22 protein-coding genes are annotated in these 22,076 nt (G+C 71.1%); 11 read left to right on the top strand and 11 right to left on the bottom strand.

Features of this window, described 5'->3' with window-relative positions:
• Positions 1-46: 46 nt before the first annotated feature.
• The 4 genes from purB to BC793_RS36600 all read right to left on the bottom strand — a co-directional run bounded on the left by purB (position 47) and on the right by BC793_RS36600 (position 2,771).
• On the bottom strand, positions 47-1,468 hold the full coding sequence (gene purB, locus BC793_RS36615) for an adenylosuccinate lyase (protein WP_109600994.1): 1,422 nt from the start codon (positions 1,466-1,468) through the stop codon (positions 47-49).
• On the bottom strand, positions 1,465-1,791 hold the full coding sequence (locus tag BC793_RS36610) for an MFS transporter (RefSeq protein WP_109600992.1): 327 nt from the start codon (positions 1,789-1,791) through the stop codon (positions 1,465-1,467). The genes purB and BC793_RS36610 overlap by 4 nt, the downstream gene beginning before the upstream one ends.
• A 228-nt stretch (positions 1,792-2,019) precedes the next feature.
• Entirely contained in the window at positions 2,020-2,241 is a 222-nt protein-coding gene (locus tag BC793_RS36605; RefSeq protein ID WP_109600990.1) for a hypothetical protein, read from the bottom strand.
• The gene (locus tag BC793_RS36600; protein WP_109600988.1) at positions 2,238-2,771 is read right to left on the bottom strand and encodes an ArsR/SmtB family transcription factor; all 534 of its coding nucleotides are present in this window, start codon (positions 2,769-2,771) and stop codon (positions 2,238-2,240) included. The genes BC793_RS36605 and BC793_RS36600 overlap by 4 nt, the downstream gene beginning before the upstream one ends.
• A 129-nt stretch (positions 2,772-2,900) precedes the next feature.
• Here BC793_RS36600 and BC793_RS36595 point away from each other — a divergent pair, with 129 nt between their 5' ends.
• Positions 2,901-3,353 (top strand): SCP2 sterol-binding domain-containing protein, encoded by a 453-nt coding sequence (locus BC793_RS36595; protein ID WP_109600987.1) that lies wholly within the window; start codon positions 2,901-2,903, stop codon positions 3,351-3,353.
• Positions 3,354-3,429: 76 nt separating this feature from the next.
• Here BC793_RS36595 and BC793_RS36590 read toward each other — a convergent pair whose 3' ends face one another.
• Together BC793_RS36590 and BC793_RS36585 are read right to left on the bottom strand one after the other, a co-directional pair.
• Positions 3,430-4,071 (bottom strand): response regulator, encoded by a 642-nt coding sequence (locus tag BC793_RS36590; protein WP_109600985.1) that lies wholly within the window; start codon positions 4,069-4,071, stop codon positions 3,430-3,432.
• Complete coding sequence (locus BC793_RS36585; protein ID WP_109600983.1) at positions 4,068-5,288, bottom strand: sensor histidine kinase; 1,221 nt, start codon at positions 5,286-5,288, stop codon at positions 4,068-4,070. The genes BC793_RS36590 and BC793_RS36585 overlap by 4 nt, the downstream gene beginning before the upstream one ends.
• Positions 5,289-5,459: 171 nt before the next feature.
• Here BC793_RS36585 and BC793_RS36580 point away from each other — a divergent pair, with 171 nt between their 5' ends.
• Positions 5,460-6,041 (top strand): hypothetical protein, encoded by a 582-nt coding sequence (locus BC793_RS36580; protein ID WP_109600981.1) that lies wholly within the window; start codon positions 5,460-5,462, stop codon positions 6,039-6,041.
• Here the strand turns inward: BC793_RS36580 and purD are convergent.
• Positions 6,031-7,272 carry a phosphoribosylamine--glycine ligase gene (gene purD / locus BC793_RS36575; RefSeq protein WP_109600979.1) on the bottom strand — a complete coding sequence of 414 codons (1,242 nt, stop codon included), beginning with the start codon at positions 7,270-7,272 and terminating at the stop codon, positions 6,031-6,033. The two genes, BC793_RS36580 and purD, sit on opposite strands and share 11 nt — an antisense overlap.
• 91 nt (positions 7,273-7,363) lie before the next feature.
• Here purD and BC793_RS36570 point away from each other — a divergent pair, with 91 nt between their 5' ends.
• From BC793_RS36570 to BC793_RS36560, 3 genes are read left to right on the top strand one after another with little or no spacing between them, the layout of a single operon-like run.
• The gene (locus BC793_RS36570; RefSeq protein WP_109600977.1) at positions 7,364-8,656 is read left to right on the top strand and encodes an adenylosuccinate synthase; all 1,293 of its coding nucleotides are present in this window, start codon (positions 7,364-7,366) and stop codon (positions 8,654-8,656) included.
• Positions 8,656-9,603 carry a diacylglycerol kinase family protein gene (locus BC793_RS36565; protein WP_109600975.1) on the top strand — a complete coding sequence of 316 codons (948 nt, stop codon included), beginning with the start codon at positions 8,656-8,658 and terminating at the stop codon, positions 9,601-9,603. Before BC793_RS36570 ends, BC793_RS36565 begins: the two co-directional genes overlap by 1 nt.
• 57 nt (positions 9,604-9,660) lie before the next feature.
• Positions 9,661-11,691 (top strand): MinD/ParA family ATP-binding protein, encoded by a 2,031-nt coding sequence (locus BC793_RS36560; RefSeq protein WP_109600973.1) that lies wholly within the window; start codon positions 9,661-9,663, stop codon positions 11,689-11,691.
• A gap of 128 nt (positions 11,692-11,819) precedes the next feature.
• Here the strand turns inward: BC793_RS36560 and BC793_RS36555 are convergent, their stop codons facing one another.
• Together BC793_RS36555 and BC793_RS36550 are read right to left on the bottom strand one after the other, a co-directional pair.
• Positions 11,820-12,242, bottom strand: coding sequence for a DUF3151 domain-containing protein (locus BC793_RS36555; RefSeq protein WP_109600971.1), 423 nt, complete (start codon positions 12,240-12,242; stop codon positions 11,820-11,822).
• Positions 12,243-12,582: 340 nt separating this feature from the next.
• A complete protein-coding gene (locus BC793_RS36550) occupies positions 12,583-13,572 on the bottom strand; it encodes an ADP-ribosylglycohydrolase family protein (protein WP_109600969.1) in 990 nt (329 codons plus the stop codon).
• Between the two features lie 55 nt (positions 13,573-13,627).
• On the opposite strand from BC793_RS36550, the gene BC793_RS36545 reads away from it, so the two are divergent.
• Together BC793_RS36545 and BC793_RS50380 are read left to right on the top strand one after the other, a co-directional pair.
• Complete coding sequence (locus tag BC793_RS36545) at positions 13,628-14,815, top strand: SLOG cluster 4 domain-containing protein (RefSeq protein ID WP_109600967.1); 1,188 nt, start codon at positions 13,628-13,630, stop codon at positions 14,813-14,815.
• 26 nt (positions 14,816-14,841) lie between these two features.
• Positions 14,842-15,159 carry a hypothetical protein gene (locus BC793_RS50380; RefSeq protein WP_170167316.1) on the top strand — a complete coding sequence of 106 codons (318 nt, stop codon included), beginning with the start codon at positions 14,842-14,844 and terminating at the stop codon, positions 15,157-15,159.
• A 4-nt stretch (positions 15,160-15,163) separates the two neighbouring features.
• Here BC793_RS50380 and BC793_RS36535 read toward each other — a convergent pair whose 3' ends face one another.
• Together BC793_RS36535 and fbaA are read right to left on the bottom strand one after the other, a co-directional pair.
• Positions 15,164-15,685, bottom strand: coding sequence for a hypothetical protein (locus tag BC793_RS36535; protein WP_239170585.1), 522 nt, complete (start codon positions 15,683-15,685; stop codon positions 15,164-15,166).
• A 111-nt stretch (positions 15,686-15,796) separates the two neighbouring features.
• On the bottom strand, positions 15,797-16,822 hold the full coding sequence (fbaA, locus tag BC793_RS36530) for a class II fructose-bisphosphate aldolase (RefSeq protein WP_109600965.1): 1,026 nt from the start codon (positions 16,820-16,822) through the stop codon (positions 15,797-15,799).
• 160 nt (positions 16,823-16,982) lie between these two features.
• On the opposite strand from fbaA, the gene BC793_RS36525 reads away from it, so the two are divergent.
• The 4 genes from BC793_RS36525 to BC793_RS36515 all read left to right on the top strand — a co-directional run bounded on the left by BC793_RS36525 (position 16,983) and on the right by BC793_RS36515 (position 22,074).
• Positions 16,983-17,948 carry a hypothetical protein gene (locus BC793_RS36525; RefSeq protein WP_109600963.1) on the top strand — a complete coding sequence of 322 codons (966 nt, stop codon included), beginning with the start codon at positions 16,983-16,985 and terminating at the stop codon, positions 17,946-17,948.
• Between the two features lie 75 nt (positions 17,949-18,023).
• Positions 18,024-18,176 (top strand): hypothetical protein, encoded by a 153-nt coding sequence (locus BC793_RS50375; RefSeq protein WP_170167315.1) that lies wholly within the window; start codon positions 18,024-18,026, stop codon positions 18,174-18,176.
• 41 nt (positions 18,177-18,217) lie between these two features.
• Complete coding sequence (locus BC793_RS36520) at positions 18,218-19,579, top strand: 3' terminal RNA ribose 2'-O-methyltransferase Hen1 (protein ID WP_109600961.1); 1,362 nt, start codon at positions 18,218-18,220, stop codon at positions 19,577-19,579.
• Positions 19,576-22,074, top strand: a complete 2,499-nt coding sequence (locus BC793_RS36515) for a polynucleotide kinase-phosphatase (protein WP_109600960.1) — start codon at positions 19,576-19,578, stop codon at positions 22,072-22,074. The genes BC793_RS36520 and BC793_RS36515 overlap by 4 nt, the downstream gene beginning before the upstream one ends.
• Positions 22,075-22,076: the final 2 nt, after the last annotated feature.

Raw genomic sequence — 22,076 nt, 5'->3', positions numbered from 1 at the left:
GGGCGGGGCGTTTCGGGTGAGCGGGTCCCAGTGCCGGTCCGGTGGATCAGAGGATCGGCGCTGGGGCGTACCCCGCCGCGGCCGGATGCTCGGCCACGATCGAAGCGACCCGCGCGGCGACCTCCTGGACCTGCGCCGGCGCCGCGCCGACGAAAGCGGCCCGGTCCGCGACCAGCGTGTCGATCTCGGCGCGCGAGAGCTGAAGGCGCTCGTCGCCGGCGAGCCGGTCGAAGAGGTCGTTGACCGCCGCACCCTTCTCCCGCATGGCCAGGGCCACACCGACCGCGTGCTCTTTGATCACCTCGTGCGCGACCTCCCGGCCGACGCCCTTGCGCACCGCCGCGACCAGCACCTTGGTGGTGGCCAGGAAGGGCAGGAAACGGTCCAGCTCACGAGCGATCACCGCGGGGTACGCCCCGAACTCGTCCAGCACCGTGAGGAACGTCTGGAACAGGCCGTCGGCGGCGAAGAACGCATCCGGCAGGGCGACCCGGCGCACCACCGAGCAGGAGACGTCGCCCTCGTTCCACTGGTCACCGGCCAGCTCACCGACCATCGACAGGTAGCCGCGGACGATCACCGCGAGACCGTTGACCCGCTCCGAGGACCGGGTGTTCATCTTGTGCGGCATCGCCGACGAGCCGACCTGGCCGGGCTTGAACCCCTCGGTGACCAGCTCCTGGCCGACCATCAGGCGGATCGTGGTGGCCAGTGAGGACGGGCCGGCGACGATCTGTGCCAGCGCCGAGACGACGTCGAAGTCGAGCGACCGCGGGTAGACCTGGCCGACGCTGGACAGCACCCGGTTGAAGCCGAGGTGCTCGGCGACCTTCTTCTCCAGCTCCGCGGCCTTCTCGAACGAGCCGTCGAAGAGGTCCAGCTGGTCGGCCGCGGTGCCGACCGGGCCCTTGATCCCGCGCAGCGGGTAGCGGCCGATCAGATCGTCCAGCCGCTCGTAGGCGATCAGCAGTTCCTCGGCCGCCGAGGCGAACCGCTTGCCCAGCGTGGTGGCCTGGGCCGCGACGTTGTGCGACCGGCCGGTCATCACCAGGTCGGAGTGCTCGACGGCGAGCGAGGCCAGCCGGGCCAGGGCCGCCACCACCCGGTCACGGATCAGCTCGAGCGACGCCCGGATCTGCAGCTGCTCCACGTTCTCGGTCAGGTCGCGCGACGTCATGCCCTTGTGAATCTGCTCGAAGCCGGCCAGCGCGCTGAACTCCTCGATGCGGGCCTTCACGTCGTGCCGGGTGACCCGCTCCCGCTCGGCGATCGACGCCAGGTCGACCCGGTCGAGCACCGCCTCATACGCCTCGACGGCGCCCTGCGGAACGTCGACGCCGAGGTCACGCTGAGCCTTGAGGACCGCCAGCCAGAGCTTGCGCTCCATCCGGATCTTCTCCTCCGGGGACCAGAGGGTGACGAGATCGGCGGAGGCGTACCGGGCGGCGAGCACGTTCGGGATGGTCACGGCACCGATTCTGTCACGGGCCGCGGTACGTCCTCCGGCAGCCGGTGACGCAGGGTGCGTACCTCGCGGCTGCTGAGCATGCCGACCACCGCGAGCGTCGCCACCGTCCCGGTCCCGATCAGCGTCACGCCCAGCCCGATCTCGTGTGCGACCGGCCCGACCGCCACCTCACCGAGCGGCATCGCGATGAAGGAACCGACCATGTCGTACGAGTACACGCGCGCCAGCCGGTCCGCCGGCACGTGCTCCTGCATCGAGGTCTCCCAGGCCACGCCGAACTGCTCCAACATGAGCCCGGCCACGAACATCGTCGGCAGCAGCACCCACAGCCGGGGGGTGGAGGCCGAGCACGAACAGCGGCAGCGCCATCCCGAAACAGCCGATCACGCCGACCAGCAGCAGCCGGTGCAGCCGGAGACGCATCGCCAGCAACCCGCCGACGATCATCCCGGCGGTCTCCGCGGCGAGAACCAGACCCCACGCCGGGCGGCCGATGGTCTCGTCGGCGACCGCCGGGCCGAGCACGTACATACCGCCGCTCCACGCCGCGTTCAGCACCCCGAAGCCGCCCACCACCGCCCAGAGCCAGGTGCGGGAGCGGAACTCCGACCAGCCGAGCCGCAGATCGGCGACCAGATGCGGACGCTCGGCCGGTCGTCGAGGACGGCGAAGGCGAGGGCGATCGGCGCGAACGAGTTGCCCAGCGCGCTGATCGACCGCCCGGCCAGCAGGAACCGGAACGAGGTGTGCCGCAGCGGCGCGAGCGCGTTCACTCGGCCGGCTCCTCGCGCAGCTGGAACATCGCGACCGTGGTGCTGGTACGCACGGTGCCGGGGGTCCGTGGGGGGCGTGCCGCCCGGTGCAGGTCGTCGACGGCCTCGGAGATCCGCTCGCGGATGGCCATCCACACCTCGGGATCGACCCAGAAGTCGCCGTCACCGACCAGATTGCGCCGCTCGGCGAAGTGGGCGCCGGCGCTGCGGCGGACCAGCTCGTGGGCGATGGCGGCGAACTCGGCACGGAGCTGCTCGTCCGGCCGGGGGCCGCGGGCGGGCTCGCTGTGTACGTCGTACCGGTACCGCTTGGCGACACCACCGCGGATCTTCTCCTCGCCGGCCGCCACGATCAGCCCACCGGACAGGAGATTGCGCAGGTGATAGCTGGCGTTGGCATGGGTCAGCCCGAGCTCGCGGGCGACCTCGGCCGCGGTCATCTCGGCCCCGGTCAGCAGGGACATGATCTGGAGCCGGACCGGATGGGCCAGCGCTCGTAAGGCGGCCTTGTCGCCATCTCCCAAAGACATGTTGGGGAGTTTATGAGCAGACCGACCCGACTGTCCAACATTCATTTGGGAGTGGCACACTGCTCAGAAAAGCGGCATCCTCGCTGAACTTACCGGCGAGTACACCGGCGAACTCCGAAAGGAAGCCTGATGACTGATTTCAGCCCCGAGTCGCTCGCGTCGATCGGTCCGAGGGAGTTCACCCAGCTCGTCAAATCCACGCCGGACGCCAAGATCGCCGAGGTGATGGCCTCGGAGAAGCGCACCAAGATCCTCGACGAGGTCTTCAACCGGATGCCCACGCTGTTCCGTGCGGACCGGGCCGGCGACACCGCCACCGTCATCCACTGGATCATCTCCGGCGGCCCCGGGGGCACCTCCGACACCTACGAGACGGTGATCGAGAACGCCACCTGCACCGTGACCAGCAGCCCGGGTCGCGACCCGAAACTCGCGATGACCATGGACGGACTGACCTTCCTGAAGATCGTCTCCGGCTCCGGCAACCCGGTGATGCTGTTCATGACCGGCAAGATCAAGACCAAGGGCGACGTCACCCTCGCCACCAGCATCCCCAAGCTCTTCGACATCCCCAAGGGCTGAGGTCCGCGACTCACCCACGGTTTCGGGCGCCCACCGCGCCCGAGACCCCCGCGGTGGTACGACGGGACGACCGCCCTCAGAGCAGCCCCCGGTCGCGGGCGTAGATGGCGGCCTGGGTCCGGTCCCGCAGGCCGAGCCGGGCCAAGATGTTCGAGACGTGGTTCTTGACCGTCCCCTCGCTCACGAAGAGCCGCGCCGCGATCTCCCGGTTCGTGGCACCGCGGGCGATCAGCCGCAGGACGGCCTGCTCCCGGTCGGTCAGATCGATCCGGCGCGCCGGCGTCGCTCCCCGGTCCAGGGCGGTGACCACCCGCCGCAACACCGCGCTGTCGTGCTGGTCGACACCGGCCCGGGCCAGCCGTACCGCCCGGGCCAGGTCCTTCGGGGGCAGGTCTTTGAGCAGATAACCACCGGTTCCGGCACGCAGCGCCCGGACGACGTACTCCTCGTCGTCGAAGGTGGTCAGCATCAGCACCCGGCAGGCCGGCAGCCGCTCGCGCAGCAACTCCGCGGCGCGCAGCCCGTCCAGGACCGGCATCCGGACGTCCATCAGCACCACGTCCGGGGTGGTCGCCAGTGCCAGCTCGACCGCGGCCCGGCCGTCCGCCGCCGTCCCGACCACCTCGATGCCCGGCTCGATGCCGAGCAGTGAGGCGATGCCCTCCCGGATCAGCGCCTGGTCGTCGGCCACCAGCACGCGGACCGGCTCGTCGGTCATCGCCCCGCCGCCGGGACGCTCGCGGTGATCCGGGTGCCCTGGCCGGGACGCGACTCCACCCGCACGCTCCCGCCCAGCGCCGCCAGGCGCTCCCGCATCCCCCGCAGGCCACCGCCGGAGGTGGTCTCCGGCTCGAACCCGCGGCCGTCGTCCTCCACTTCGAGCACCGCGTCGTCCCCCGCGCTACGGACCGCCACCCGGACCAGACCGGCGTTCGCATGCCGGCGGGCATTGGTCAGCGCCTCCTGGGCGACCCGGTACAGCGCCTCCGCACCGGCCCGCCCGGTCAAGGCAGGGCCACCGGTCAAGGCGGGGCCACCGCGGTCTTCCGGACGGCCGAGGCTTTCCGGACCGTCCTCGGTCTCTGAGCCGCCGAGATCGAGGACCACTCGGAAATCCGGGTCGTCCAGGCCCTCGACCAGCGCGAACAAGGCAGTAGCCAGGGAGAACGGCTCGGCTCGGAGGGTTCCGACGGACTCGCGTACCTCCCGCAGGGCCCGCGTCGCCGCCCGGTGTGCGTCGGCGACCGCGCGGTCCGCGATCGCCGGATCCCGCTCCCGGAACGCCTCCGCCTTCGCCAGTTGCACGCTGATCGCGGTCAGATGGTGGCCGACACTGTCGTGGATGTCCCGGGCCAGCCGGTTGCGCTCACTCGCGGCGCTCAGCTCGGCGACCCGCTGTTGCGTCGCGGTCAGCTCCGCCACCAGCCGTTCCGCCTGCATGCGGCTGCGCCTCTGTTCGACCGCGACCGCGGCGGTGGCGACCGCCAGGACGAGGCCGATGAAGAGCATGAACAACTCGGAGACGACCTCGGGGTCGGCCGGGCCGCCGGTGACCGTGCTCGCCCGGGTCAGCGCCATCACCAGATAGAAGGTCGCCAGCCCGATTCCGGCGCCACGACCCAGCCAGAAATACGCGAAGAACGGCACCAGCACGTAGAGGGCACGCGAGAATCCGGCGCCGTCGGCCGCGTTCACCGCCTCCAGCAGCACGATCCGGATCAGCAGCATGGCCACCGACCAGCGCCGGGAATGGGGCCGGCGCCAGTCCACCTGCTCGACCACGAGCAGCGCGATCAGTCCGGCGAGGAAGACCACCAGCTCACCGCGGGACCAGTCCGGGGCCAGACCGGCGCCGGTGTAGTAGAGGCCGGTGAGCATCACGGCCACGTAGAGAAGCGAGGCCATCCAGCGCAGCGGCGGAGCATCCACAGCCATACCGCCACGCTAGGTGACCGATACCGCCGGGCCCAGGGTCGCCGTCGATGTCTGGCCGGAGGTCATGTGCCGAACGGCCGGCCCGCGCCGCCACTCCTGGCCACGCGGCACTGTCCCGTGGCGGGACTCCCCGGCCACGGTGTCAGGCATCCACTCTCGAAGGAGCCCACCGTGTCCGATCGGATCCTCTACCGCCTCGCGGCCCTCACCGGCGTCGCCGGCGGTGTACTCATGCTGGTGGCCGTCGCCCGGCGCGCCGGCCTGCTGCCGGAGAACGGCTTCACCCACGCCCTGGCACCGCCCGCCTCCGCGCTGCTGCTGCTCACCCTGACCGCGCTCCACCTGCGGCAGCGGCGGGAGGCGGGGTGGCTCGGGCTGGCCGGCTTCGTGCTCAACCACCTCGGGCTGAGCGGGCTCTTCGCGATCGAGTTCCTCACCCACGCGGTCCTGCAATATCAGGACGCGGCGACCCGGGAGGCGGTGCTCACCGGGCCGGGACGACCGTACTTCCTGGTGGTGGCTCTGACGTTCCTGATCGGGGTGGTGCTCTTCGGCATCGCGTCGTGGCGTGCCGGGGTGCTGCCCCGCCCGGCCCTGGCGCTGTACGTGCCGGGGCTGAGCGCGGCGTCGCTGCGGGCCGCCGTACCCGAGGCGCTCTACCTCGGCGGCCTGGTGGCCGGGGCCGCGGGCGTCCTGTGGTTCTCCGTGGTGCTGTTGCGGGACGCCACGCGGCCGGCACTCGTCACAGCGTGATGCGGCCCTCGACGGCGCGCAGCGCGATGTCGGTCCGGTACTGGGCACCGTCCAGGCGGATCCCGTCGACCAGGGCGTAGGCGGCCGCACGGGCCCCGGCCAGGTCGGTGCCGGAGGCGGTCACGCTGAGCACCCGGCCACCGGCCGACACCAGCGCGCCGTCGGCGTTACGGGCGGTCCCGGCGTGGATGACGCCGGGCCGCTCGGCACCCTCGATGACGTCGCCGGTACGCGGTACGCCCGGATAGTTGTGGCTCGCCACGACCACGGTGATGGCCGCGCCGGACTTCCAGGTCAGCGGGCCGTGCTCGGCCAGCGTGCCGGTCGCGGCGGCGTTGAGCAGGCCGGCCAGCGGCGTCTCCAGCAGCGCGAGCACCACCTGGGTCTCCGGGTCGCCGAAGCGGGCGTTGAACTCGATCACCTTCGGGCCGTCCGGGGTGAGCGCGAGCCCGACGTAGAGCAGCCCGGCGAACGGGGTGCCCCGGCGGCGCATCTCGGCCAGCGTCGGCTCGACGGTCTCCCGCAGCACCCGCTCGGTCAGGTCGGCCGGTGCCCAGTCCAGCGGGGCGTAGGCGCCCATGCCACCGGTGTTGGGCCCCTCGTCGCCGTCGGCCAGGCGCTTGAAGTCCTGCGCCGGCATCAGCGGCGCGACGGCGGTGCCGTCGGTGACCACGAAGAGCGAGACCTCGGGACCGGGCAGGAACTCCTCGATGACGACCTTGCCGCACGCCTCGGCGTGGATCAGGGCCTCGTCCAGGTCGTCGGTCACGACCACGCCCTTGCCGGCGGCCAGACCGTCGTTCTTCACCACGTACGGCGCGCCGAGTTCTTCGAGGGCCGCCCGGGCCTCGGCGACGGTGGAACAGTCGAAGGACCGGGCGGTCGGGACGCCGGCGGCGGCCATCACCTCGTTGGCGAACGCCTTCGAGCCCTCCAGGCGCGCCGCGGCGGCGGACGGGCCGAAGCAGGCGATGCCCTTGGCGCGGACCGCGTCGGCGACACCGGCGACCAGCGGGGCCTCCGGGCCGATCACGACGAGGTCGGCGTTCAGTTCGACGGCGAGCGCGGCGACCGCGGCCGGATCGGTGGGTTTCACGTCGTGCAGCTCGGCGAATTGGGCGATGCCGGGGTTGCCCGGCGCCGCGGCCAGGAAGTCGACGGACGGGTCGGCGGAGAGGCCGACGGCAAGCGCGTGCTCGCGCCCACCGGAGCCGATCAGAAGTACGCGCACGACGGCCCATCCTACCTGCGGCGGCGTCGCGTAAACTTTCGCAGTACCCGGACTCCTCCAGGTACGACCTTGGGGAAAGGCATATCTAAAAGTGCCGGTGATCGTGTTGGTCGGCGCCCAATGGGGCGACGAGGGCAAGGGTAAGGCCACGGACCTGCTGGGTGACCGGCTCGACTACGTGGTCAAGTTCAACGGTGGCAACAACGCGGGCCACACCGTCGTCATCGACGGCGAGAAGTACGCGCTCCACCTCCTCCCGAGCGGGATCCTCTCCCCGGGGGTCGTACCGGTGATCGGCAACGGCGTCGTCGTCGACCTCAACGTGCTGTTCCAGGAGATCGACGGGCTGGAGGCCCGGGGCATCGACACCTCCCGGCTCCGCATCAGCGCGAACGCGCACGTCATCGCCTCCTACAACCGCACCCTGGACAAGGTCACCGAGCGCTTCCTCGGCTCCCGCCGGATCGGTACGACCGGCCGGGGCATCGGCCCGACCTACGCCGACAAGATGAACCGGGTCGGCATCCGGGTGCAGGACCTCTTCGACGAGTCGATCCTGCGGCAGAAGGTCACGGCCGCACTCGGCTTCAAGAACCAGGTGCTGTCGAAGATCTACAACCGGACCGGGGCGAAGGTCGACGACGTCGTCCAGGAGCTCCTGTCGTACGTCGACCGGCTGCGGCCGTACGTGGCGGACACCGCCCTGGAGCTGTCCCAGGCCATCGACGACGGCAAGGTCGTGCTCTGCGAGGCCGGCCAGGCCACCCTGCTCGACGTGGACCACGGCACGTACCCGTTCGTGACCAGCTCGAACGCGACGTCCGGCGGCGCCTGCACCGGCGCCGGCATCCCGCCGACCCGGATCGACCGGGTGATCGCCGTGCTGAAGGCGTTCACCACCCGTGTCGGTGAGGGCCCGTTCCCGACCGAGCTGCACGACAAGTTCGGTGACTACCTGCGTGAGGTCGGTCACGAGTACGGCACCACCACCGGCCGCCCGCGCCGGATCGGCTGGCTCGACCTGGTGATCGGCCGGTACGCCCAGCGGATCAACGGGGTCACCGACTTCGCGATGACCAAACTCGACAACTACGACGGGCTGGACGAGATCCCGGTCTGCGTGGCCTACGAGGTGAACGGTGTCCGGCACGACGAGATGCCGGTCAACCAGACCGACTTCCACCACGCGCTGCCGATCTACGAGACGCTGCCCGGCTGGAAACAGGACATCTCCGGCTGCCGCAAGTTCGAGGATCTGCCCCAGGAGGCGCAGGACTTCGTCGAGTTCGTCGAGGCCCGGATCGGCGCCCGGATCTCGATCGTCGGCGTCGGCCCCGGTCGCGAGGCGGTCATCGAGCGGCACTCGGTTCTCGGCGGAGTCTGATGTACGACGTCGTTCTCCTGAGCCTGGCCGAGGGCTCGGGCGACTCCTGTGGTTCGGGCTGCGGCGGCTGCAACGCCGCCTGTGCCACTCCCCGTACCCCCGTCCTGGCCTGCGCGGACGCGCTGCGCGAGGCGGGGGCGCGGGTGGAGACCGTGCTGGCCGGCTCCGATCAGGAGATCGACGCGGTCCTCGCCCGGTTCGACGGTCCGGCCCGCCCGGACGGCCTGACCTGGCCGGACCCGGCCGGCAACGTACGCCTGGTGGTGGCGACCGCGACCGACGGCCAGCTGCGCGCCGTGATGCGCCGGCTGGTCCGGCGCTACGCCCCGCCGCCCAGTAAACGGCCCGACGATCTGCCCGCCGGGCGGACCGTGCCGGACCTGCCGCCGGTCGCGATCCTGCCGCTCGACCCGGGCAACACCGAGGACCTGGCGGCCCAGTTGGGCCTCCCCCGGACACCCGCGGCCGTCGCGGCGGCCGTGATGAACGGCACGATCCGGCGGCTCGACCTGCTGCGCAACGACGGCGGATCGATCACCCTGGACGGCGCGCTGCTCGGCGGCTCCGACGACAACGGGCGGGCCGTGCCGTGGCGCGGCCGGGTCGAGGTCGACGACGCCGTGCTCACCGACGGCGCGGAGCCGGTGCTGGCCTGCGCGATCGGCAACGGCGCAGGCTACGCCGAGTTCGACGGCCTGCGCCTGCTCGCCGACGGCGACCCGACCGACGGCCGGGTCGAGGTGGCGGTCGCGGTCCCGGTGGTCGTCAAGAAGCTGTTCAAGCCCACGCGGGTACGGGTGGAGGTGCGCCGGGTCCGAGGACGTGCGGTGTCCGTCCTCCCCCGTGAGGGTGACCTTCAGTTCCTCGACGACGGGGTGGCGGGATCCACGAGCCGCAAGCGATCCTGGTGGACTGAGCCGGGCGCCTGGGCGGTGTACGCGGGCTGAGGTCCGTGCAACTCTTGGACGGGCAGCCAAGATTTCGTGATACCGGAGGTCTCATCCGTGGCGGACGAGAACGCCGACCGTGTCTACGTCCCCGGAGCCGAGGCATCGCCGCCGGCCCGGGACGTGGAGCCGTTCTGGGCCGACGAGCCCGAGACGCCGGTGCACGGCCGTGCCGTGCCACTGACCGATCGGACCCCACCGGTCGGGATGGTCCAGGTCGAGCCGGGCGTGTTCCGGCCGGCCGACGGTCCGCCACTGCCACCCGGGGTGCACGTGCCCGCGCAGCGGCCCACCCCGGACGGGGCGCCGGCCGTGCCGCGGCAGCCGCATCCACAGTCCGGGCTGCCGCCCGCACCGACCGGGCATCCGGAAGGGCACACCGCGGCCGACTCGCCGTGGGCGCAGCCGCTGCACCGTCCGGCTCCGGCCGCACCTCCGGCTCATCAGGGACCGGTCGGACCTCCGGTGCATCCGGAAGCGGCCGGTCAGGAGTCGGTGCCCCGGCCGCCGGGCGAGCCGCAGGCGGCGTATCCGCAGGCGGGCGATCAGCAGGCGGCACAGCCTCACCCGGGTGATCGGGCGGCCTTCCCGCCGCCGGTGAACCAGCAGTCGCCCTTCCCGCCGCCGGCGGATCAGCAGCCGGCCTTCTCCCCGTCGGCGGATCAGCAGTCGCCCTTCCCGCCGCCGGCGGATCAGCAGCCGGCCTTTCCGTCGCCGGTGAATCAGCAGCCGGCTTTCACCTCGCCGGTGGATCAGCAGCCTGGCGAGCAACGGCCGGGCGAGCAGCAGCCGGTCACCCGTCCGGTGTCCGTCCAGCCGTCGGCCGGTGCCTGGTCGACGGGGCACGCGCCGGCCGTACCGCCGCGGGCGCAGCCCACTCCTCAGCCACCGCATGCCGCGCCGGTGACGCCGCCGACCTCGCATGCCGAGCACGCCGACGGGGCGCAAGGCGCTGCCGAGGCCTGGCCGAACGCGCACGTCGCGCCCGTACCTCCGCAGCCGCCGCACGCCGCGCCGGTGACGCCGGCTGTCGCACCCGTCGCGCAGCCGCCCCACCAGCCGCAACCCGCATTGCCGAACCCGCATCCCCATGATCAGCAGACGCAGCCGAACGCTGAGGCGGACCCGTTCCAGGAACTGAACTGGATGGTGGACGGCACGCCGACCGCCGAGGAGTTCGCGCGGCGGCGGCTGGCCCGGCCGGCTCAGCAGAGTGCCACCATGGGCGCTCGGGCGGTGCTTCAGAAGGGCATGTTCGGCCTGGTCAAGCTGGCTCCGGGGCAGCGGGAGCTGGAGTACAAGCAGGACGTCGAGATGGTCCGCCGCAACTTCGGCGGGCTGCGCCAGGTCACCGTGGTCAACCCGAAGGGCGGCGCCGGCAAGACGGTGGCCGTGCTGCTGCTGGCGATGACGTTCGGGCAGAAACGCGGTGGGTACGTCCTGGCCTGGGACAACAACGAGACCCAGGGCACCCTCGGTATGCGGGCACAGCAGGATTTCCACGCCCGTACCGTCCGGGACATGATGCGTGATCTGCATCTCTTCCAGGGTGCGCAGGGGCGGGTCGGTGACCTGTCGCAGTATGTGCGTGCCCAGGGCGAGGGCATGTTCGACGTGCTCGCCTCGGACGAGTCGGCGACCGCCGGCGAGATGCTGACCGCGTCCTCGTTCGCCGAGATCCGGGACGTGGTGAGCCGGTTCTACAAGCTGATCTTCGTGGACACCGGGAACAACGTCCGCGCGGAGAACTGGCAGGCCGCGATGGACGCCACCGACCAGCTGGTGATCACGATGTCGGCCCGTAACGACTCCGCCGAGACCGCGGCCCGGGCGCTCGACCACCTGGAGCAGAGCGGGCGACGCCGATTGGTGCGCCAGGCAGTGACTATCGTCACCATGCCGCCGACCCGCAAGGACATCGACCTCCAGTGGATCCAGCAGCACTTCGCCGCCCGGACCAGGGCGGTGCTGGTGGCACCCTACGAGCGGCTGATCGACTCGGGTGAGCCGATCCGCTACGGCGAACTGTCCGCCGGAACGAAGGACGCCTGGCTCAAGATCGCCGCAGCGGTCGCCGACGGGCTCTAGCAGGCACGTCCAGCAGGATCCGCGCGTTCTCCAGATCGACCCCGGCTAGATCCGCAGGTGCCCGGACCGACCCTGGCCGGATCCGCGCGTTCCCGGACCGACCGGTGGCCGGTCCGGGAACGGCCTCGTCAGGTCAGGGCGTCGGCGGCGGCCGGGTCGCTGTCCCGCAGGAACTGGGCGCAGCGGGCCGCCTCGTCCGCCTCACCGATCACGGCGGCGGCCTGGGACAGGGCGTGCAGGCAGCGGAGGAATCCCTGGTTCGGCTCGTGCGCCCACGGAACCGGGCCGTGGCCCTTCCAGCCACTGCGGCGCAGCGCGTCGAGGCCTCGGTGGTATCCGGTACGGGCGTAGGCGTATGCGGTCACCGGCTCGTTCGCGGCCAGAGCCGCGGCGGCCAGGGGCGCCCAGGCGGCGCTGTAGGAAGGGAATCTGGCGGCGACCGCCTTGAAGGCCTGCTCGGAGCCCGTCGTGGCGGCCTCGGCCAAGGCTTTGTCGGCCTCGGCGTCAGCGGGCAGTCGGGTGGCCGGCGGCTCGGGAAGGAGGTTCTGCATGCCCCCATTCAACCCGCCGGGGCCGCGTTCATTCCGCTGCCACCACGTTTCAGGCCCGACCGCCTTTCCCGGCTGGCTGCCACCGCTGCCTCAAGCACGCTGAAACAGCGGCCAGAACCAGCTACAACCCGGGCTGGGCGCCACCGCTGTGTCGAGCACGCTGAGACAGCGGCCAGAACCAGCCACAACCCGGGCTGGGCGCCACCGCTGTCTCAAGCACCCTGAAACAGCGGCCAGAACCAGCCACAACCCGGGCTGGGCGCCACCGCTGTCTCAAGCACGCTGAAACAGCGGTCAGAGCCAGCCACAACCCGGGCTGGGCGCTGCGGGGGTGGGCGGGTCAGTCCCAGGCTGTGCCGAGGCGGAACAGGCGGTCGGCGTACTCGATCTGGGTCTGCCACTCGGCCGGCCAGGCGGTCTGGCCCAGAGCGGCACCGGCGAAGGCGCCCGCCAGACAGGCGATCGAGTCGGAGTCGCCGGAGGAGGCCGCGCCGCGGCCGAGGACGGCGACCGGCTCGTCCGGCGAGATCAGATAGACGTAGAGCGCGGTGGCGAGCGCCTCCTCGGCGATCCATCCGGCGCCGGTGCGCAGGCACGGATCGCCGGTGTGGTCACCGCCGGACAGTGCCTCCACCACCCGGTCCAGGGCGGCCGCGCACTCGTCCCAGCCCAGGGCGATGAACTCCTCCGGCGAGGTCACCGCCGGCCGGTGCCACAGCTCACCGAGCCAGTCACCGCGGTAGACCTTGCGCTGCTCGGCGCAGCGGTCCCGCAGGGCACCGAGCAGGTCGGACGGCGCGAGGCCGTCCCGGAGCCAGTGGACGGCGTACGCCGTGAGCTCGCTGGCCGCCAGCCCGGTCGGATGCCCGTGTGTCAGTGCGGCCTGGAACTGCGCCGCCCCGGACCGCTGGTCGTCGGTGAGTCCCGGCATCAGTCCGACCGGGGTGACCCGCATGTTCGCCCCGCACCCCTTCGACTCGGCCTGGGTGGCCCGGGTCCAGGACCGGCCGTCGGCCAGGTTGCCGATCGCCCGCAGACAGGTCATGCCGGGTGCCCGGTCGTTCTCCGGGCTGGCCGCCCACTCCAGGAACCGCCGCCGCAGCACCGGCTCCAGGGCGTCCGGGGTGATCTCCTCGGCTTCCAGCAGCGCCTCACCGACGGCGAGCGCCATCTGGGTGTCGTCGGTCACCAGTGCCGGCTCACCGACCAGCCGGCGTGGGCCCTCGGGACCGTAGCGGGCCACGATCGTCGCGTACTCCTGGAACTCGGTCGGTTTCCCGAGTGAATCCCCGTAGGCCAGACCGAAAAGTGAACCCGTCGCAGCACGCATGCGCCAACTCTAGGTAGTACGTCAACGACTCGCTCGACTCGAGCAAGATGGACGCATGCCCGATCCCCTGCAACCCGTGCTCGGCGGCGACGCCCCCTTCGACGCGACCGCCGACGAGATCGAGACCCGAGCCGAGCTGGACGTGCACCTGGCCAAGAACACGCTGGCCGGCCTCTGCGTCCTCGGCCTGCGACTGGACCGCGACCCGCCCGATCTGGCCGCGGTGGACGTGCGCGACACCATGTTCGTGGGTTGTCACCTGGCCGGTCCCGAGGTGGAGACCGATCTGATCCTGCGTGGCGCGCACGTGGTCCCGCCGTTCGACGGGCGGCCCTATCCGACCCATCCGGCGCTGCTCTACACGCCTGAGGACCTGGCCGCCGGGTTCGCCGAGCACGGGTTCGCCGGTATGTACGACACTGCCGTCTACCGGCATTTCGTCGACCATGGTGGTGCGGTTCCGGACATCCGGGAGGCGCTGGCCCAGCGGCTCCACGACGCCGGCATCGACAACGCGCTCGGCAAGGCGCTCAACGCGTGGGCGGCCGTGCACGGGACCGGCGGTGCCATCGGGATCATGGGCGGGCATGCCGCGGCGCGGGGCTCGGAGCCGTACCGGATGGTCGCCGCCCTGACCCGTCGCCTGGCCGCCGCGAACCGGTTGATCGTGACCGGCGGCGGACCGGGGGTGATGGAGGCCGCCAACCTGGGCGCCTACTTCGCCTCGTTCGACGAGGCGGCACTCGGCACCGCGATCGACCGGCTGTCGGTGGCGCCGCATTTCATGGATCACGAGCCGTACACGGCGGCCGCGCTGTCGGTGCGGGCCGCGCACCCGCTGCCGGCGCTCGACGTCGCCGGGCGGCTCCGGCACGGCGGTCTGGCACTGCCCACCTGGCTGTACGGCCACGAGCCGGCCAACCTGTTCGCCGGGCAGATCGGGAAGTACTTCTCCAACGCGGTCCGGGAGGATTCGATCCTGCGGCTGGCCCGCGGCGGGATCGTGTTCGCCCCGGGTTGGGCCGGCACGGTGCAGGAGATCTTTCAGGCCGCGACGAAGACGTTCTACGCCACCGACGGGCCGTCCGGGGCGTACGTGTTCCTCGGTGTGGAGCACTGGTCGCGGCTGCCCGTGGCGGATCTGCTGGGGCCGCTACTGGCCCGTTCGCCCCATGGCGACCAGTCCGATCTGATCGTGATCACCGACTCTCTGGACGAAGCGATGGCCGCGCTCTCGGAATAGTGGCGGGGCTGTCGCACACTCCAACCATGGATCTGGCCGTGGTCTTCGTAGTCGTCTTCCTGCTGGTCGCGGTAACCCTCGCGGTGAAGGTGATCAAGCACAACACGCGTTCCTCGTACCGGGAGGGGCGGTACGGCAAGAGCCGGTCGCGCAGCAGCTCGTCGCCCTACTACCACCACTCCGACGGGAGCAGCGGCTCCTGGGACTCGTCGGACTCCTCCTCCCACTCCTCCGGTGACAGCGGCGGGTCGTGGTGGGGCGGCGGTGGCGACAGCGGCGGTGGCGGTTGGGGAGGCGGCGACAGCGGCGGTGGTGGCGGCGGTGGCGGCGGCGGCGGGGACTGACCCCCTACGCCACGTGCACGCGGCGCCAGTGCGCCGCCGGTAGGTCGCCCTCGGGGACGTCGGTGATGCCGTTCTCGTCCATGGCGTTGTAGATCGCGAGGCGCGCGCCGTCGAACAGGAACTCGACGGCGTGCAGCACCCGGGGCCGCCAGTCGGCCGAGGTGGTCCGTTCGATGACGTTGACCGCCCGGAGCGACCGGCCCCGGGCCTTGCGCAGCGCGGCGTGCGGGTCGGGACGCCAGTCGAAGTGCTCGTAGAGGTCCACCGGGAGCGTCGTGTCGATCTGGTCCCAGGTGATCGCACACTCATCGAACTTACGGTGAGTGATCTCCACACGACTGAGTCCGAAGTCGAGGATGACCGGGCCGTCCGCGAACCATCCCCGCTCGGCGACATCCCACATCAGCCAGCTCGACCGCAATCTCTTGCCGATGAGCCGCACGAACATGTGTCGATGCGTGGCGGCGAGGGCCTCGGCGTCGTGATGCCACTCGGGTTCCCAGCCCTCGATTCCGAGCACGACCACCGCCCCGCCGATCTTGATCGGTCGATGGTACCCGCGCCGCGGTGTGACTCTGCAAGACGACGACGGCCGGTCCCCACGAAGGGGACCGGCCGGCACCGTTGGATCGAGTGCTTACTTACCGAGAGAGGTACCGGCCGAGCGGAGGTGCTCGGAGGCCTCGACGACCCGCTTGGCGAGGCCGTTCTCGGCCAGCTTGCCCCAGGCGCGCGGGTCGTAGGCCTTCTTGTTGCCGACCTCGCCGTCCACCTTCAGCACACCGTCGTAGTTGCGGAAGAAGTGGTCCGCGACCGGGCGGGAGAACGCGTACTGCGTGTCGGTGTCGATGTTCATCTTCACCACGCCGTAGTCCAGGGCGCCGTGGATCTCCGACAGCAGCGAGCCGGAACCGCCGTGGAAGACCAGGTCGAGCGGCTTCTCCTTGCCGTACTTGGCGCCGATCGCGTCCTGGATCTCCTTGAGGATCTCCGGGCGGAGCTTGACGTTGCCCGGCTTGTAGACGCCGTGCACGTTGCCGAAGGTGAGGGCGGTCAGGTAGCGGCCCTTCTCACCGAGGCCCAGGGCGGCGACGGTGGCCAGGCCGTCCTCGACGGTGGAGTAGAGCTTGTCGTCGATCGCGGCGGAGACGCCGTCCTCCTCGCCACCGACGACGCCGACCTCGATCTCCAGGATGATCTTGGCGGCCGCGGTCTTCGCCAGCAGCTCCTCCGCGATCTGGAGGTTCTCGTCCAGCGGCACGGCCGAGCCGTCCCACATGTGCGACTGGAACAGCGGGGCCTGCCCCTTGGCCACGCGCTCGGCCGAGATGTCGATCAGCGGGCGGACGAAGCCGTCGAGGTGGTTCTTCGGGCAGTGGTCGGTGTGCAGCGCGATGTTCACCGAATACTGCTTGGCGACGTGGTGGGCGAACTCGGCCAGCGCCACCGCGCCGACGACCTTGTTCTTGATCGTCGGGCCCGAGACATACTCGGCGCCACCGGTGGAGATCTGGATGATGCCGTCGCTGCCGGCCTCGGCGAAGCCCTGGAGGGCCGCGTTGAGGGTCTGCGAGGACGTCACATTGATCGCCGGGTAGGCGAACGCGCCGGCCTTGGCGCGATCGATCATCTCGGCGTAGACCTCGGGAGAAGCGATAGGCATCGGGTGCGCTCCTTGCTCATTTTCACGGGCTGCGAGAGGGCAGGACCGCGCTGTCCTCCAGCAGGCAGTATTCCGCAGTTGCGGTGCGTAGTGGAAACCGCCTCGAAATCAGACCATCGATTCCGGCACGAGGTACATAACCGACAACTACTGTCGGGGCATGTTCGCACTTACGGGACAGATCGTGGCCGGTGGTGCCGGAGTCACACTCGCCCTCGGTGTTCTCCTCGTGCCGCCACCCGATGAGGAGTTCGTCCTCGTGTCCCGCCGTCTGGAGCCGATCTCCGTGGTGGCGGGCGGCACAGCGCGATTCGATCTTCCATTCACCCACACCGGCACCAGCCCGGTGACCGGAGCGGTGCTGGCGGTCGGCAGCCGGCACCTGGCCAAGACATACCGAAACTGCTCGACCGTCGGAGTCCACCTGGTCTGCACCTTCGGCACGCGGCTCGAGCCGGGTGCCGTCTACGGCCTGTCCGAACCGCTGGCGTTCCGCCCACCTGCCGACTCGATCACCGGCAGCAGGATGGGCGCCGACGTGACCTGGTACACCAGAACCGGCTACGCGGCCCACCCGATCTTCACTCCGGAGCCGGGCGCGACCTACGTATGGCTCGCCGAACCGCCGGAACCCCGCTGGGGCACCGAACCTCAGCTGACCCTGAAACGACTGGTCGACCCGCCCCCCGATCCGCCTGAGACGGACGACCCGTGGGACGAGTTCGAGGAGGGTGTCGACATCACCGTCACCGATGGCCGACCGGCCGACCTCGCGGTCTCCGGCGCGCGAACGACGGTCACCAGCGGCCCGAGCACGGTCCGGGTGAGACTCACCAACCACGGTCCCGGCCGGTTGTACCCGGACCTGTACACCAACAACGACCCGTCCCTCCTTGTGACGTTCCCGGGAGGCACCACGGCCACCACCGACCCGGAGGGCTGCTACCGGTACGCCGACCTGCGGACGCTGGAGTGCGACGGTGAGACGGACTTCACCATTCCGGTACGAGTGACCAGGCCTGAAGCCGGCGCCGGCCGGGTCGAGATCGTCGACCATCGGTTCGATCCGCTGGAGCTCGACGATCCCGACCGATCGAACAACTCCGCCGGGATCGTTTCCGGGTAAACCGGTTCGTCCGCGCCGGAGGGGGGAAACGCGCACCATGAGAGGTGAGTCGGCGACGGACGGAGGGAGCCGGAGATGACCTACCCGACGAACGAGATCGACCTGGAGACGCCCGAGGTCGACGCCGCTGAGCAGGCGACCACTGTTCCCGGCTGGCAGGACGACAGCGACGAGCCGGACTCCCCGGAGGAGAACCGGATCGTCGAGTTCGACGACGACTACCGGTGAATTCGATCGCCTGATTCCGGCACCGCTGTCACGATCGACGCGTGCTGCTCACTCTGACGACCACCCACCGGCCCGCCACCGATCTGGGCTATCTGCTGGTCAAGCACCCCGGCAAGGTGCATTCCTTCAGCGTGCCGACCGGTACGGCGTACGTCCTCTATCCCGAGGCGGACGACGACCGCTGCACCGCCGCCCTGCTGCTGGACGTCGATCCCCGGCTGCTGCGGGCCCAGCGGGACGCCTTCGAGTTGAGCCAGTACGTCAACGACCGGCCGTACGCCGCCTCCAGCCTGCTGTCCAGCGCTCTGGCCAGGGTCTTCCGCACCGCGTTGCGTGGCGCCTCGAAGGACCGGCCGGAGCTGGCTGCGGTGCCGATCCCGCTGGAGATCCGGGTGCCGGTGCTGCGGGGCACGCCGAGCCTGGTGACCCGCCTGTTCGCGCCGCTCGGCTGGTCGGTGACAGCCACGCCGATCCCGTTCGAGCCGGGGATCGGCGGCGACAGCCGCTACGTCGACATGCGACTGACCGGGGAGGTACGGCTCGCCGACGCGCTGAACCACCTGTACGTGCTGCTCCCGGTCCTGGACGACGGCAAGCACTACTGGGTCGCCCCGGACGAGATCGAGAAGCTGCTGCGCTCCGGCGAGGGCTGGCTGGCCGCACACCCGGAGAAGGTGCTGATCGCCCGCCGCTACCTGGCGCACCGGAAGGCGCTGGCCACCACCGCCCTGCAGCTGTTGGAGGCGGACCAGCCGGCCACCGAGGAGGAGGCCGAACTGCCGGTGGCACGCCGGGCGCCGCTGGCCGAGCAGCGCCGGGACGCGGTCCTGGCCGCCCTGACCGAGGTGGGCGCGTCCCGGGTGCTCGACCTGGGCTGTGGTGGCGGCGCTCTGCTCGCCGCCCTGGCCAAGGACCTGTCGTTCACCGAGATCGTCGGCGCCGACGTGGCGACCCGCACGCTCGAGCAGGCCGCCCGCCGACTGCGGCTGGACCAGCTCCCGGAACGGCAGAAGGACCGGATCAGGCTGATCCAGACGGCGCTCACCTACCGTGACGACCGGCTGCGCGGGTTCGACGCGGCGGTGCTGATGGAGGTCATCGAACACGTCGACCTGCCCCGGCTGCCCGCGCTGGAGTCGGCCGTCTTCGGGCACGCGAAGCCCCGCGCCGTGATCGTGACCACGCCGAACGTCGAGTACAACGTGCACTACGAGGGGCTGACCGGGATGCGCCACTCCGACCATCGCTTCGAGTGGACGCGCGCCGAGTTCGCCCGGTGGGCTTCGGAGACGGCTGACGAGTACGGCTACACGGTGACGATCCGTGGTGTCGGTGAGGCCGATGAGACGACCGGCGCCCCGACCCAGCTCGCCCTCTTCACGATCAAGGAGGTGTCCGCATGATCCTCGACGTTCCCGAGCTGTCGCTGGTGGCCCTGGTGGGCATCTCCGGCTCCGGCAAGTCGACCTTCGCCGGCACGCACTGGAAGCCGACCCAGGTGCTCTCCTCGGACTTCTTCCGCGGCCTGGTCGCCGACGACGAGAACGACCAGTCCGCCTCCGGTGACGCCTTCGAGGTGCTGCACTACGTGGCCGGCAAGCGGCTCGCGGCCGGCCGGCTCACCGTGGTGGACGCCACGAATCTTCAGTCGCACGCCCGCGCCGGCCTGGTCAAGGTGGCCCGGGAACACGACGTGCTGCCGGTGGCGATCGTGCTGGACGTGCCGGAGTCGGTGGCCTGGGAGCGCACCGAGGCCCGCGCGGACCGTACGTTCGGCCGTCAGGTGCTCACCCGGATGCACCGTGACCTGCGGCGGTCTCTCGGCCAGCTGGCGAAGGAGGGCTTCCGCAAGATCCACGTGCTGCGGGGCGTGGACGAGATCGCGGCGGCCGAGATCCGCTACGAGAAGCTCTTCAACGACCGCAAGGACGAGCACGGGCCGTTCGACATCATCGGTGACGTGCACGGCTGCCGGGCCGAGCTGGAGTCGCTGCTCGGCGAGCTGGGCTGGAAGCTGATCCGTGACGAGCGGGGCCGCCCGGTGGACGCCGTGCACGCGGAGGAGAACCGCAAGGCCGTCTTCGTCGGTGACCTGGTCGACCGCGGGCCGGACTCGCCGGGAGTGCTGCGCCTGGTCATGGGCATGGTGGCGGCTGGGCACGCGATCTGCGTACCGGGAAACCACGAGCAGAAGCTGGCCCGCAAGCTGAACGGGCGCAACGTGCAGCTGACCCACGGCCTGCCGGAGACCCTGGAGCAGCTCGGCGCCGAGGACCCCGCCTTCGTCACCGAGGTGCGCACCTTCATCGACGGCCTGGTCAGCCACTACGTGCTCGACGACGGCAGGCTGGTGGTGGCGCACGCCGGGTTGAAGGAGGCCTACCACGGGCGGGCCTCCGCACGGGTGCGCAGCTTTGCGCTCTACGGCGAGACCACCGGCGAGACCGACGAGTACGGTCTGCCGGTCCGCTACCCGTGGGCGCGCGACTACCGCGGTTCCGCGGCGGTCGTCTACGGCCACGTGCCCACCCCGCGACCGGAGTGGATCAACAACACCATCTGCCTGGACACCGGCTGTGTCTTCGGTGGCGCGCTGACCGCGCTGCGCTGGCCGTCGCGGGAGATCGTGGCGGTCCCGGCGGCGCGGGAGTACTACGCCCCGGTGCGGCCGTTGACCGCCGTCGCGGCCAAGCCCGACACCGGGCTCGACATCGCGGACGTCATCGGACGACGGCACATCGACTACGGGTACGGCCAGACGACCGTCCCCGCCGAGAACGCCGCAGCCGCCCTGGAGGTGATGGGCCGGTTCTCGGTCGATCCGGAGAGCCTGGTCTGGCTCCCGCCGACGATGGCTCCGTGCACCAGTTCGTCGGTGGAGGGCTACCTGGAGCATCCGTCGTCCGCCTTCGCCGATCTGCGGGCCGCGGGGGTGGACCGGGTCGTGTGTGAGGAGAAGCACATGGGTTCCCGGGCCGTGGTGCGGGTCTCCGTGTCCGGCGTGGGCGACGCGATCTGGACCCGGACCGGCCGGCCGTTCTTCGGCCCGGCACTCGACGAGCCGCTGCTGGCCCGGGTACGCGCCGCGGCCGCACCGATCCTGGCCGAGCTGGAGACCGACTGGCTGCTGATCGACGCCGAGCTGCTGCCGTGGTCGGCCAAGGCGGGCGGCCTGATCCGCGACCAGTACGCGGGGGTGGGTGCGGCCGGACGTGCCGCCCTGCCCGCGGCGCTGTCGGTGGTGGAACGGGTGGCCGGGCGCGGCCTCGACGTGGGTGGGCTGCGGGACCGGCTGGAACTGCGGGCGGCCGAGATCGACGGCTACTCGGCGGCGTACCGGTCCTACGTGAAGCCGACGGACGGGCTCACCGGGGTCTCGCTGGCCCCGTTCGTGTTCCTGGCCGGCGCCGGCGTCTCGTACGCAAAAAAGGACCATGATTGGCATCTGGCGCTGGCCGACCGGCTGGTCGCCGCCGACCCGGAGATCTTCACGCCGACCCGCCGGATGGTCTTGGACCTGGCCGATCCGGCGGCGGAGGCGGCGGCGACCGAGTGGTGGCTGACCCTGACCGGCGCCGGTGGGGAGGGCATGGTGGTGAAGCCGTGGGCCGGGCCCGCGGCGGTCGACGCCAAGGGCCGTCTCGCGCAGCCGGGCGTGAAATGCCGTGGCCGTGAGTACCTGCGGATCATCTACGGACCGGAGTACACCCGGCCGGAGCAGTTGGACCGTCTGCGGCAGCGCAATCTGGGCCGGAAGCGGTCGCTGGCGCTGCGTGAGCACGGGCTCGGGCTGGCGGCGCTGGACCGGCTGGCCGAGGGCGCTCCGGCCTGGCGGGTGCACGAGTTGGTCTTCGCCATCCTGGCGGCGGAGTCGGAGCCCGTCGACCCCCGACTGTGACC

It is taken from the genome of Actinoplanes xinjiangensis (assembly GCF_003148685.1).
GTDB lineage: Bacteria > Actinomycetota > Actinomycetes > Mycobacteriales > Micromonosporaceae > Actinoplanes > Actinoplanes xinjiangensis.
Note: the sequence above shows the minus strand (reverse complement) of the source record. Positions and strands in the feature narration are given on the sequence as shown.